Genomic DNA, 11,593 nt, shown 5'->3' on the forward strand with positions numbered 1-11,593 from the left:
TGCATTACATGCATCCTTTTTGTTATTTCACTTCAACCATATGTGCTTCTTCTACTTTAGAATCCCTCTTTATATCTGGAAAAATCTTTTCCTTTGGATTCTCTTTAAAGGATGCTAAACCAATTGTTTTTACCGGTTCACTTATTTTTGCATATTCTGCATCACTAACAACTGCATACATATCTGTATATTTACGCGCATCACCAATTACTACATTGCCTTCGTACTTCATTTTCTTTCCATCAATTACTACATCTTTTTGTTCCTCTTTAGCAAATACAATTCCAGCTTCATCAGAAATAGCCGGCAATGCTTTAATAGGTTCTACATCTTCTTTCACTACTTTTTTCAGCATGTTTTCCTTTACCATCTTCTCAGCCATTGTTTTATTCATGATTAAAACCTTTTTCTCATTAACAGTACCTAGTTTAGCTTCAAATTTATTTTGAGATTCAATTTTATCTTTATATTGATCCATTGTTTGTTGAACGCCTGTTTCATCTCCGTACATAACAACACCCGTTGCTTGTGGTGCAATCATATCCATAATAGAACAGCCACTAAATACAGCAGCTGACATAATCGCTACGATTCCTAATTTAACATTTTTCATTTGTATGCCTCCTAAAATCAATAATTACATCTCTTAGTTTAGCCATCTTAGATCATTTAACCAATTCACTTTCCTTACAACAACCTTACAATTCAGTAAGGTTTTCTCTTAAAAACTACTTTCATTATTTTTTGCTATAATAGAGATTGTCATTTTAAAGATAAGGGGTTAGTTATATGAGCAATTCCCGTTCCATTTTATCTCAGCCAGAGTGGCGTATTGTAGATCAGTCTAGTTTAGGACCAACATTCCATGCACTTCAATCATTCGCAATGGATGATACATTATGCACAAGCATTGGAAAGGGCGAATCAGCTGCAACAATGCGCTCTTGGGTTCATCACAATACAATTGTTCTTGGCATTCAAGATTCACGCCTACCACACTTAGAAGAAGGTATTTCCTTTTTAAAAGAAAACGACTTCAATGTTATCGTTCGTAATTCTGGCGGGCTTGCAGTCGTACTTGATGAAGGTGTGTTAAACGTATCACTTTTATTCCAAGAGACGGAAAAAGGTATCGATATTGATCTTGGATACGATACAATGTGGCATTTAATTCAGGAAATGTTAAAGGATTACGATGTTACAATTGAGGCAAAAGAAATCGTTGGTTCTTACTGCCCTGGTAGCTACGATTTAAGTATTCGCGACCAAAAATTTGCTGGTATTTCACAGCGCCGTATTCGCGGTGGTGTCGCTGTCCAAATTTATCTCTGTGCTACAGGAAGTGGCTCTGAACGTGCCGCACTTGTTCGTGATTTCTACAACCTAGCCATTCAAGGAGAAGAAACACGCTTTACTTATCCTGAAATTGTACCGAGTACGATGGCTTCACTTTCAGAATTACTTGGCGAAACCATTACAGTACAAGATTTAATGATGCGCCTTTTAAAAACATTGCAGCAATTCGCTCCAAAGTTAACACCATCTCAATTAACAATAGATGAAATACCTTTATATGAGACGAATTTACAACGTATTATTGATCGTAACAATAAAGCACTTGGCTTAGAAAAATAAAGACCGTCGCTATTTTAGCGACGGTCTTTATTTCAATTCGTTATAGAATTAAAGTGCTTGAGCTGCTGTAATTAAAGCTAACTTGTACACTTCTTCTTCGTTACATCCACGAGATAGGTCGTTTACAGGCATGTTTAAACCTTGTAAGATTGGTCCTACTGCTTCGAAGTTACCTAAACGTTGAGCGATTTTGTAGCCGATATTACCAGCTTCTAAGCTTGGGAATACGAATACGTTAGCATCACCTTTAATTGTAGAACCTGGAGCTTTTTTCTCAGCTACAGATGGTACGAATGCAGCATCGAATTGGAATTCTCCATCTAGAGCTAATTCTGGAGCCATTTCTTTTGCAATGCGAGTTGCTTCTACAACTTTTTCTGTTTCTGGAGATTTCGCAGAACCTTTTGTAGAGAAGCTTAACATAGCAACGCGTGGATCAATGCCGAATAGTTCAGCAGTTTTCGCACTTTCGATACCAATTTCAGCTAAATCTTGGCTATTTGGTGCAATGTTAATTGCACAATCAGCGAATACATATTTCTCTTCTTCACGTACCATGATGAATACGCCAGAAGTTTTTGTAACGCCTGGTTTTGTTTTAATGATTTGAAGTGCTGGACGAACTGTATCAGCTGTAGAGTGAGCTGCACCACTTACTAAACCGTGTGCTTTGCCCATGTATACAAGCATTGTACCGAAGTAGTTTTCGTCTTTAAGGATTTTGCGAGCGTCTTCTTCAGTTGCTTTACCTTTACGGCGTTCAACGAAAGATGCTACCATTGCATCCATTTCTTCGTATGTAGCTGGATCGTAAATATCAACGCCTGCTAATGTTAAATTCATGCTAGCAGCTTTTGCGCTAATTTCTTCTTTATTACCAACTAAGATTGGTTTTACTAACTCTTCTTTTGCTAAACGCTCTGCAGCGCCTAAAATTCTTTCATCAGTTCCTTCAGGAAGTACGATAGAAATGCCTTTTCCTTGAACTTTTTCTTTTACTGTTGTAAATAAGTTGCTCACGAATAAACCCTCCTACATATGTTAAAAAACTCTATCTTTAAGAATACTTCTTTTCCTCTATATTTTAAACTTATAGCTCCCAAAAAATAGATAAAATAAAAATGATTATATTTTCATAAAATTCAGCCGTTAAATTCACCTTGCTTAAACACTTAAATGTGACAATTTTATGCGCCAAGGTTTTATATAGATGATTTTAAAACTATATATGCTATAGTTAACGTGTAAAACTATCATTAACTGAGGTGAATAGAATGAGTGAAGCAACAACAACGTTAGATGGCTGGTATTGTTTACATGATTTACGTTCTATTGATTGGGCTGCATGGAAAACATTATCTAGCGACGAACGCGGACAAGCTGTGTCTGAATTTTTAAATGTCGTTGAAAAATGGAACGACGTAGCTGCTGCGAAAAAGGGCAGTCACGCAATGTATACAGTTGTTGGCCAAAAAGCTGATATTATGCTTATGATTTTACGTCCAACAATGGAAGAGTTAAATGAAATTGAAACAGAATTGAATAAAACAACTTTAGCTGAATATATGGTTCCTGCATACTCTTACGTATCTGTTGTTGAACTAAGCAACTACCTTCCAGCTGATGAAGATCCATACCAAAATCCACAAATCTTAGCTCGCTTATATCCTGAGTTACCGAAAGCAAATCATATTTGCTTCTATCCAATGGACAAGCGTCGCCAAGGTGATGACAACTGGTACATGCTTCCAATGGAGGAACGTAAGAAAATGATGTACAGTCATAGTAAAATTGGTCGCCAGTATGCAGGTAAAGTACGCCAAGTTATTTCAGGATCTGTTGGATTCGACGATTTTGAGTGGGGCGTAACATTATTCGCTGACGATGTTCTTCAATTTAAAAAGCTTATATATGAAATGCGCTTCGATGAAGTAAGTGCTCGTTATGGTGAATTCGGAACATTTTTCGTCGGAAACATTTTACCAGACGAAAAGGTAGAGAAATTTTTACACATATAAATCGTGAAAAAGGAACGAAATTCGTTCCTTTTTTTATTCCCCTCTATATTTCTCCTCAAAAAACTTCTTTTTTTCGCAAATTTGAACAAAAATCGACAAATCCTTTTAAATACCTTACAAAATTGTAACCTTTCTATATCCAAATTTATGCTAAAATGGTACGAGCTATATGCTAATAACGATGCGAAGGTGATAATGTATATGAAGAAAATCTTTTCTATTTTACTAGTGTTTCTATTGTCAATTTCTTCCTTAGGAGTAACAACATCCCATGCGGAAGAAAAAATACACATTGAGGCATCTGCTGCACTTCTATTTGATGCAGATACAGGAAAAATACTGCATGAACAAAATCCAGATGAATTACTAGCTATCGCTAGTATGTCAAAATTAATTGTTGTTTATGCCGTGTTAGAAGCAATTAAAGAAGGAAAAATCACTTGGGATACAAAGGTAAATATTTCTGATTACGCTTATGAAGTTTCACGTAATAATGAATTCTCTAACGTGCCGTTCGAAAAAGGACGTCAATATACTGTAAGAGAACTATATCATTCTATCGTTATCTTCTCTGCAAACGGATCTAGTATTGCCTTAGCAGAACTTCTTGCAGGAAGTGAGAAAAACTTCTTAAATCTTGCAAATGAACATGCAAAAAAACTAGGGTTAAAGAAATATAAATTTGTAAACGCTACTGGTTTAAATAACGCTGACTTAAAAGGAAAACATCCTGAGGGTACTGATCCAAATGCAGAAAACTCTATGTCAGCTCGCGATATGGGTATACTTTCAAAAGCAATGATTACAAAGTATCCAGAAATGCTAGAGGATACAAAACAAAGATTTAGAAACTTCCCAGATAATCATCCGAAACCAATTCGTATGGAAAACTGGAACTGGATGTTACCAGGAGCTGCTTTCGCTTATGAAGGTGCTGATGGTTTAAAAACCGGAAGTTCTGATACAGCTGGATACGGATTTACTATTACTGCTAAACGCGGTGATGTACGTCTTATTTCGGTTATTATTAAAACAAAATCAATGGACGAGCGCTTCACAGAATCTCGTGAGTTAATCGAATACGGGTTTAATAACTTCGAAAAACAAAAACTAATGGTCGATAAAAACAATACACTCTCTGTAGTACAAGGGAAAGAGGATCAAGTAACTGTTGCACCGGAAAAAGAAATAACCGTAATTGCAAAAAAAGGTAGCAAAGACCCTTATAAAATTGGAACTGAAGTAGATAAATCTCTTGCTGAAGATGGTCATTTAATTGCTCCTATTAAGAAAGATGCAAAAGTAGGATCGATTACTTTAGAATCAACCGATAAATATGGTTTCTTAGACGGTAGTAAAAGTATGAAAGTTACTGCAAAAACGACAGAAGAAGTTGAAAAAGCAAATTGGTTTGTATTAACAATGCGCTCTATCGGTGATTTCTTCTCAAACTTATGGTCTAAAGTTTTTTAATAAAAAAGCTGGCTCACGCTAGCTTTTTTTATTTTCCACTCTCCATGTAAAACTTTGTTTGGTTGTCATATCTGAGTCCTTTTTCTCATACGTATGAACTAGTAATTGTTACACACTTCATCTAGACATAAACCTCTTTCCACAAGGTATTCCAAAAAGAGAGGTGACACATAATGGGCGTTATCGCGTATAACGAAGAAGATGTAAAGTTATTAGCTAGACTGATGCGTGCTGAAGCTGAAGGTGAAGGACAACAGGGGATGTTAATGGTCGGAAACGTTGGAGTAAATCGTGTCCGCGGGAATTGTTTAGACTTTAAAAATATTCGTAATTTACGTCAAATGGTGTATCAAAATCCTGGTGGTTTTGAGGCAACTCAAAAAGGTTATTTTTATCAACGTGCAAGGGAACAAGATATCGCATTAGCAAGGCGAACGATTCAAGGACAACGTTTTTGGCCTGCAAATTTTGCCTTATGGTTTTTTAGGCCTGAAGGTGCATGTCCACCAACTTGGTATAATCAGCAAAACTCTGGTCGCTTCAAAAAGCACTGCTTCTTCCAGCCAAATGCTGGGGATTGCCCTAGCATATATTAAGGAATGAAAACAAGGAGGGATTTTTGAATGGCACAGCAACAAAATCCGTATTACGGAACAGGTTTCTATCAACCATCTGGAACTTACGTACAACCGCAACAAATGACCCCACAGCAACAGCAACAGCAACAGCAGCAAGCAATGCAACAACAAGTTGCGCAAGCTCAATATGCTGTTTCTCAAGGCATGTTACCTCTAGAACAGTCATATATTGAAAATATTCTTCGCTTGAACAAGGGCAAGCAAGCCACAGTTGTAATGACTTATGAGCGTGGTAGTTCACTCGGTACACAATCCTATACGGGTATTATCGAAGCGGCTGGTCGTGATCACATCGTAATTAGTGAGCCACAATCAGGGAAACGTTATTTATTATTAATGATTTACTTAGATTATGTAGAATTCCCAGAAGAAATTACGTATTTGCCTAGTCAACAAGCAACTTATGCTCCAAGACCATAAAAAAAGCTGGCGTATGCCAGCTTTTGTTTTTTATAATCCTTTTACAACTGCAGTTCCAACTAAGATCCATGCCACAATAAACGCTACACCACCAAGAGGTGTAATTGGACCAAAGAACTTAATACCTGTTGTACTTAATGCATACAGACTACCCGAGAACATAATGATCCCAGCTACCATAAGCCAACCAGCAGTAGTTAAGAGTGATGATTGAATTTTATCCATCAATAAAGCAACTACAAATAGTCCACCTGCATGAAACATTTGATATGTAACACCTGTTTTCCAAACCTCTAACATTTTTGCAGAAACTTTATTTTCTAAACCGTGTGCTCCGAAAGCCCCTAACGCAACAGATAGCCCCGCTGCAATACAACCTAGTAAAAAGAAAATTTTCATCTTAATTCCCCTTTTTTACTTTTATCATAAGCAATTTTTTCATATAAGCCAAACGATTTATCCTCTAAAAATCAAATAAAGAATTACCGTTTGCATCACTTTCTTTTATATATACTGGCTCATTAGAAACCGGTGCAATTGGTTGCATCGTGATTGGTTGTGATCCAATTATTTGTGATTGAACTTGTGGCTCTCTATACGTAGAAGATTCAACTTGCTCATCTAATAATAAATCACATAAAGCACGCACAACTAATACATGTTCTTTTGATTTTTGTCCTTCACTACTTTTTGCCTTTGCAATTTCATTCGCCATTTTATTTAAAATCTTATCGCTTGATATTTGCATCCCTTATCACCTCGTACTTTGTAGTTCTTTCTCAAATTGTCCCAGCTTCTCTACTGAACCAAATACTATTATCATATCATGTTCTTGCAACTTTTCCTGCCCCGTTGGATTATGTATAACATTCCCATTTCTCAAAATCGCTAAAATTGTTACATCAAATTGATTTCTAACATCACTCTCTAATAATGATTTATTAGCTAAAATAGAGCCCTTACCTACTGCAATTTCTTCAATTACAAATGACTGCTCCACGCCATACAGTACTGTATCAATATAATGAACTGTTAACGGATTCGCAATACCTTTTGCAATATGAATCCCTGCCATACTAGATGGATTAATCACCTTATTTGCACCAGCCCTCTTTAATTTGTCTTCGGTTTCTGGTTTTTCTGCTCTTGCCACAATTTTAATTGCATCGTTTAATCCTCTTGCAGTTAACGTAATAAATACATTTTCAGCGTCATTTGCTACGATAGCAACTAAACCAGCTGCCTTTGAAATCCCAGCATGTTGTAACACTTTGTCTTCTGTTGCATCTCCATGTACATATAAAAGCTTTTCCTTCTCTAATATGCTTTCATCTTTATCCACGACGACAAATGGGATCTTCTTTTCTTGCAATTCATGTACAACTTGTAGCCCTACTCTACCGCAACCACATACGATAATATGATTTTGTAACTGTGCTATTTGTTTATCCATCTTCTTCCTCCGTACTGCATGAAATAAATTCCCTTCAATAATCATAGCTGCCACTACACCAATTGCATACGTAACAATACCGACTCCAACCGGTATGATAAGGAGCGCAAAAACTTTTCCTGCATGTGTTACAGGAATGGCGTCTCCGTATCCCACCGTTAATACGGTAATCATCGTCATCCAAAATGCTTGAAATAAGCTAATCTCTTCAATTGTCATAAATCCTAATGTTCCTAGAATTACAACAAAAGTCATACATATAACTGCTATCCATAATTGCTTACGTGCATTCATATCATGTTTCAACTCTTTTCTCTATCTACAATCTTTGCCAGTGGAAATGAAATACATATATACTAGATACGGAATCTATGAAAGAGGTTGATATAATGAAAACATTTCTTTCCGCCTTACAATGGGCACTATTTATTTTAGCTGGGAGTCTTATTGTACCAATTAGCGTCGCAACTAGTTATGGTCTTGATGGCGCTGAAGCTATCGCATTCGTACAAAGAACATTATTTGTTCTAGGCTTTGCTGGTCTCTTACAAGCTATATTTGGGCATAAACTTCCTATTCAAGAAGGTCCTGCTGGCCTTTGGTGGGGAATTTTCTCCCTATATGCAAGTTTAGGTGTCGTATTATTTGGATCAAACAATGAGACACTTAAAGTTCTTCAATATGCTTTCTTATTAAGCGGTATCATTTGTATTATTCTTAGCGTTTTTGGACTTATTGATAAACTCGTTCGCTATTTTACACCGACAGTCATTGGAACGTACTTATTTCTTCTTGTTGCACAACTTAGTGGTTCCTTCTTAAAAGGAATGTTTGGCCTGGATGGAAAACATACAGAAGTACAACCTAATGTATTTATTCTTTCACTCATTGTTATTTTACTATCCTTTTTCATCATGAAGCTACCTATTATCGGACAATATTCTGTTCTTTTCAGTATCGTTTGCGGCTGGATATTATTCGCATGCTTTGGATTATCCAATCCAATAACACCAGTGACAGACATAATCCGTTTTCCATCCTTATTTGTTTTCGGAATGCCTCGTGTTGAATGGAACATGGTAATTACGGTCATTTTCGTTACACTCTTACTTCTAACAAATATGTTAGCAAGTATTCGCGTTGTACAAAAGGTTGTCTCTAAATATGAAGAAAATGCTGCATCAGATCGTTTTAAACAGGCCGGTATTATAACAGGAATCAATCAATTACTAGGCGGCCTGTTTTCGGCTATCGGACCTGTCGCTATTTCTGGATCAGCAGGTTTTATTGCAACGACTAATATTTATAAACGCCTCCCATTTATATTAGGGTCAAGCTTTATTATTGTCGTTAGTATATTCCCAAAGATCACTTCATTCTTTGCGGCAATCCCAGTTGCAGTTGGTTATGCTGCCATTTATCCTGTATTTGCAAGCATGATCGGTCTCGCCTTTCGAGAATACGAAACAGTACAGGATAAAGAACGATTATTTAAAGTAGCAGGTCTGTCAATCTTCACAGGAATTGGGGTTATGTTCGTTCCAGCAGGAGCATATTCCACGCTTCCACCATTTCTAGCTTCATTCCTAAGTAATGGTCTCGTTCTTGGGGCTGTAATGGCAATCTTACTAGAAATACTATTTTCTCGTTCGACAATAAAACAAGTATCGTAAATTGGAAAACTTCCATTATTGCACTCTACCTTTAGAGTTGTTACGATAAAATAAACATTTAATCATTGGGGTTTTGTCCATCCCCAATGATTATTAATTAATATGATGAGAAAAACACTCATAAAAATGAATCTACTTCTTTTTAAAGAGGTTCGATGTCTTACTATTATTTCTTACATCTCCATGAACATATATTTGATTTAAATAAAGAAGGGAATTTTCAATATGACTTATAAAATGATTGTTTTAGATTTAGATGATACTTTATTACGTGACGACCATACTATTTCACCTCGTACGAAAGAAGCTCTAATGACTGCACAAGAACAAGGTGTAAAAGTTGTACTTGCTTCTGGACGTCCAACGTTTGGTATGCGCAATGTAGCGAAAGAACTTCGTTTAGAAGAATACGGCAGTTTCATTCTATCTTTTAATGGCGCAAAAATTATTAACTGTAAAACAAACGAAGAAATCTTTAGTAGTACGCTTTCTCCTGAAATCGTTCACAACTTATTTGAAATTAGTAAAACTGAAGATGTATGGATTCATACTTATATTGGCGATGATATCGTAACGGAAGAAAATAATCCTTATACTGAAATTGAGGGCGATATTACTGGTATGCCTATCGTTGTAGTAGATGACTTTAAAGCTGCTGTTAAAGAGCCTGTAGTAAAAGTATTAATGAATAAAGAAGCTGAACGCCTTGTTGAAGTAGAAAAGAAATTACAAAAACAACTAGAAGGACAATTAAGCGTTATGCGTTCTAAACCATTCTTCTTAGAATTTACTGAAGCCGGTGTTACAAAAGGAACGAGCTTAAACCAATTAATCCAAAAACTTGGCATTAAGCGCGAAGAAGTTATCGCAATGGGCGATAGCTATAACGATCAGGCGATGATTGAATTCGCCGGTCTTGGTGTCGCAATGGGCAATGCACCTGATGATATTAAGGAAATTGCAAATTATGTAACAGATACAAATATGAATGACGGTGTAGCAAAGGTTGTAGAGAAGTTCGTACTAAAAAAAGAAGCACTTGTTTAATATTTCCACTCATAAAACCTATTTGAAGTCAAACACTTCAAATAGGTTTTTATTTAAATTACCATGCTTTTGTGACTATATTTTGAACTTTGCACTATTCTCGTAGTGTAAACTTTCTTTTTGTATATAATGAAACAAAATAGACTATTTTATTTTAAAAAAGAATACAAATTTACTATAAACAAGCATACGTTAAGGGAGGCTATTTTACATGTTATCTACACCAATCGGACGATTAAGAGCAATTGGACTTATTGAGGGGATTTCTTTTCTACTACTATTATTTGTAGCAATGCCATTAAAATATTTCGCAGGATTTGCAACAGCTGTTAAAATTACAGGCATGGCTCACGGTGTTTTATTTATTTTATTTATCTTCGCAGTAATTCAAGTAACAATCGTACACCGTAAATCAATTTTATGGGCACTTGGGGCATTCGTTTCATCAGTTATCCCATTTGGCACGTTTGTACTAGATGCAAAATTAAAGAACGAGCAACAATAATGAAAAGGTAGTTAACGACTGTTAACTACCTTTTCTATTTATAAATTTGGAATTTCCCAATCAATTTCTCTCTCGCCCATATTAGCTAAAATCGTATTTACTTTAGAGTATGGCTTACTCCCAAAGAAACCTCGTCTTGCTGATAGTGGGCTTGGATGTACAGATTCGATAATATGATGATTTGAATTTGTAATTAACTTCTTCTTCGCCTGTGCATGGCGTCCCCACAATATGAAAATAACTGGCTTTTCACGTTCATTCAACAGCTCAATTACACGATCAGTGAAATGCTCCCATCCTTTTCCCTTATGAGAATTTGCTTCGCCTTGTCGAACTGTTAATACAGTATTTAGTAGTAATACTCCTTGCTCTGCCCATTTCACTAAATAACCGTTATTCGGAATGTCATACCCATATTCATCTCGAAGCTCTTTATACATATTTAACAATGACGGTGGCGTTTTAACACCAGGTTGTACAGAAAAGCTTAAACCATGCGCTTGATTCGGCCCATGATATGGGTCTTGTCCTAAAATAACGACCTTTGTATTTTCATAACTTGTATACTCTAGAGCGTTAAAAATATCTTCTTTCTTTGGGTAAACAACATGTGTACTGTACTCTTCTTTCAAAAAATCAGCTAGCTTACGATAATATTCTTTCTCAAATTCTGGTGCCAATAGTGGCTCCCAATCATTCTTTAAAACATTTTCCATACTGTCACTTCCCGT

The 11,593-nt window shown here is 36.1% G+C and carries 14 protein-coding genes; 8 read left to right on the top strand and 6 right to left on the bottom strand.

Annotation, left to right across the window (positions count from 1 at the left end; translation table 11 throughout):
* Window positions 1-22: 22 nt before the first annotated feature.
* Window positions 23-613 (bottom strand): lipoprotein BA_5634 family protein, encoded by a 591-nt coding sequence (locus NST14_RS27380; RefSeq protein WP_095843314.1) that lies wholly within the window; start codon window positions 611-613, stop codon window positions 23-25.
* A 176-nt stretch (window positions 614-789) separates the two neighbouring features.
* On the opposite strand from NST14_RS27380, the gene NST14_RS27385 reads away from it, so the two are divergent.
* Window positions 790-1,635: a lipoate--protein ligase family protein gene (locus NST14_RS27385; protein WP_000071927.1), complete on the top strand. Its 846-nt coding sequence runs from the start codon at window positions 790-792 to the stop codon at window positions 1,633-1,635.
* Window positions 1,636-1,683: 48 nt separating this feature from the next.
* On the opposite strand, the gene pta is transcribed toward NST14_RS27385, so the two are convergent.
* Window positions 1,684-2,655, bottom strand: a complete 972-nt coding sequence (pta, locus tag NST14_RS27390) for a phosphate acetyltransferase (protein WP_000067214.1) — start codon at window positions 2,653-2,655, stop codon at window positions 1,684-1,686.
* 254 nt (window positions 2,656-2,909) lie between these two features.
* Between pta and hemQ the strand changes: the two genes are divergently transcribed.
* The 4 genes from hemQ to gerQ all read left to right on the top strand — a co-directional run bounded on the left by hemQ (window position 2,910) and on the right by gerQ (window position 6,184).
* Window positions 2,910-3,653: a hydrogen peroxide-dependent heme synthase gene (gene hemQ / locus NST14_RS27395; RefSeq protein WP_001287585.1), complete on the top strand. Its 744-nt coding sequence runs from the start codon at window positions 2,910-2,912 to the stop codon at window positions 3,651-3,653.
* A 195-nt stretch (window positions 3,654-3,848) separates the two neighbouring features.
* Window positions 3,849-5,126: a serine hydrolase gene (locus NST14_RS27400; RefSeq protein WP_229143356.1), complete on the top strand. Its 1,278-nt coding sequence runs from the start codon at window positions 3,849-3,851 to the stop codon at window positions 5,124-5,126.
* Between the two features lie 173 nt (window positions 5,127-5,299).
* Entirely contained in the window at window positions 5,300-5,722 is a 423-nt protein-coding gene (gene cwlJ, locus NST14_RS27405; RefSeq protein ID WP_000538165.1) for a cell wall hydrolase CwlJ, read from the top strand.
* A 27-nt stretch (window positions 5,723-5,749) separates the two neighbouring features.
* Entirely contained in the window at window positions 5,750-6,184 is a 435-nt protein-coding gene (gene gerQ / locus NST14_RS27410) for a spore coat protein GerQ (protein WP_061535958.1), read from the top strand.
* A gap of 30 nt (window positions 6,185-6,214) precedes the next feature.
* Here the strand turns inward: gerQ and NST14_RS27415 are convergent, their stop codons facing one another.
* From NST14_RS27415 to NST14_RS27425, 3 genes are all read right to left on the bottom strand, one after another.
* A complete protein-coding gene (locus tag NST14_RS27415; RefSeq protein ID WP_000688322.1) occupies window positions 6,215-6,583 on the bottom strand; it encodes a DUF423 domain-containing protein in 369 nt (122 codons plus the stop codon).
* A 64-nt stretch (window positions 6,584-6,647) separates the two neighbouring features.
* Window positions 6,648-6,932, bottom strand: coding sequence for a YwdI family protein (locus NST14_RS27420; RefSeq protein ID WP_001167357.1), 285 nt, complete (start codon window positions 6,930-6,932; stop codon window positions 6,648-6,650).
* 6 nt (window positions 6,933-6,938) lie between these two features.
* A complete protein-coding gene (locus tag NST14_RS27425; protein ID WP_000993997.1) occupies window positions 6,939-7,931 on the bottom strand; it encodes a potassium channel family protein in 993 nt (330 codons plus the stop codon).
* A 95-nt stretch (window positions 7,932-8,026) separates the two neighbouring features.
* Between NST14_RS27425 and NST14_RS27430 the strand changes: the two genes are divergently transcribed.
* From NST14_RS27430 to NST14_RS27440, 3 genes are all read left to right on the top strand, one after another.
* Window positions 8,027-9,310: a purine/pyrimidine permease gene (locus NST14_RS27430; RefSeq protein WP_000847023.1), complete on the top strand. Its 1,284-nt coding sequence runs from the start codon at window positions 8,027-8,029 to the stop codon at window positions 9,308-9,310.
* Between the two features lie 225 nt (window positions 9,311-9,535).
* Window positions 9,536-10,357, top strand: coding sequence for a Cof-type HAD-IIB family hydrolase (locus tag NST14_RS27435; RefSeq protein ID WP_000221376.1), 822 nt, complete (start codon window positions 9,536-9,538; stop codon window positions 10,355-10,357).
* A gap of 211 nt (window positions 10,358-10,568) precedes the next feature.
* The gene (locus tag NST14_RS27440; RefSeq protein WP_000953390.1) at window positions 10,569-10,862 is read left to right on the top strand and encodes a DUF3817 domain-containing protein; all 294 of its coding nucleotides are present in this window, start codon (window positions 10,569-10,571) and stop codon (window positions 10,860-10,862) included.
* Between the two features lie 38 nt (window positions 10,863-10,900).
* Here the strand turns inward: NST14_RS27440 and NST14_RS27445 are convergent, their stop codons facing one another.
* On the bottom strand, window positions 10,901-11,578 hold the full coding sequence (locus NST14_RS27445; protein ID WP_000432522.1) for a uracil-DNA glycosylase: 678 nt from the start codon (window positions 11,576-11,578) through the stop codon (window positions 10,901-10,903).
* Window positions 11,579-11,593 lie beyond the last annotated feature (15 nt).

The organism is Bacillus sp. FSL W8-0519, from assembly GCF_038005585.1.
In the GTDB taxonomy this organism is placed as follows: Bacteria; Bacillota; Bacilli; order Bacillales; family Bacillaceae_G; genus Bacillus_A; species Bacillus_A paranthracis.

Excerpts from the sequence above, each read along its gene's own strand:
- NST14_RS27380 (WP_095843314.1), bottom strand. The coding sequence starts at position 613 with ATGAAAAATGTTAAATTAGGAATCGTAGCGATTATGTCAGCTGCTGTA.
- NST14_RS27385 (WP_000071927.1), top strand. The coding sequence starts at position 790 with ATGAGCAATTCCCGTTCCATTTTATCTCAGCCAGAGTGGCGTATTGTA.
- hemQ (WP_001287585.1), top strand. The coding sequence starts at position 2,910 with ATGAGTGAAGCAACAACAACGTTAGATGGCTGGTATTGTTTACATGAT.
- NST14_RS27400 (WP_229143356.1), top strand. The coding sequence starts at position 3,849 with ATGTATATGAAGAAAATCTTTTCTATTTTACTAGTGTTTCTATTGTCA.
- cwlJ (WP_000538165.1), top strand. The coding sequence starts at position 5,300 with ATGGGCGTTATCGCGTATAACGAAGAAGATGTAAAGTTATTAGCTAGA.
- gerQ (WP_061535958.1), top strand. The coding sequence starts at position 5,750 with ATGGCACAGCAACAAAATCCGTATTACGGAACAGGTTTCTATCAACCA.
- NST14_RS27415 (WP_000688322.1), bottom strand. The coding sequence starts at position 6,583 with ATGAAAATTTTCTTTTTACTAGGTTGTATTGCAGCGGGGCTATCTGTT.
- NST14_RS27420 (WP_001167357.1), bottom strand. The coding sequence starts at position 6,932 with ATGCAAATATCAAGCGATAAGATTTTAAATAAAATGGCGAATGAAATT.
- NST14_RS27425 (WP_000993997.1), bottom strand. The coding sequence starts at position 7,931 with ATGAATGCACGTAAGCAATTATGGATAGCAGTTATATGTATGACTTTT.
- NST14_RS27430 (WP_000847023.1), top strand. The coding sequence starts at position 8,027 with ATGAAAACATTTCTTTCCGCCTTACAATGGGCACTATTTATTTTAGCT.
- NST14_RS27435 (WP_000221376.1), top strand. The coding sequence starts at position 9,536 with ATGACTTATAAAATGATTGTTTTAGATTTAGATGATACTTTATTACGT.
- NST14_RS27440 (WP_000953390.1), top strand. The coding sequence starts at position 10,569 with ATGTTATCTACACCAATCGGACGATTAAGAGCAATTGGACTTATTGAG.
- NST14_RS27445 (WP_000432522.1), bottom strand. The coding sequence starts at position 11,578 with ATGGAAAATGTTTTAAAGAATGATTGGGAGCCACTATTGGCACCAGAA.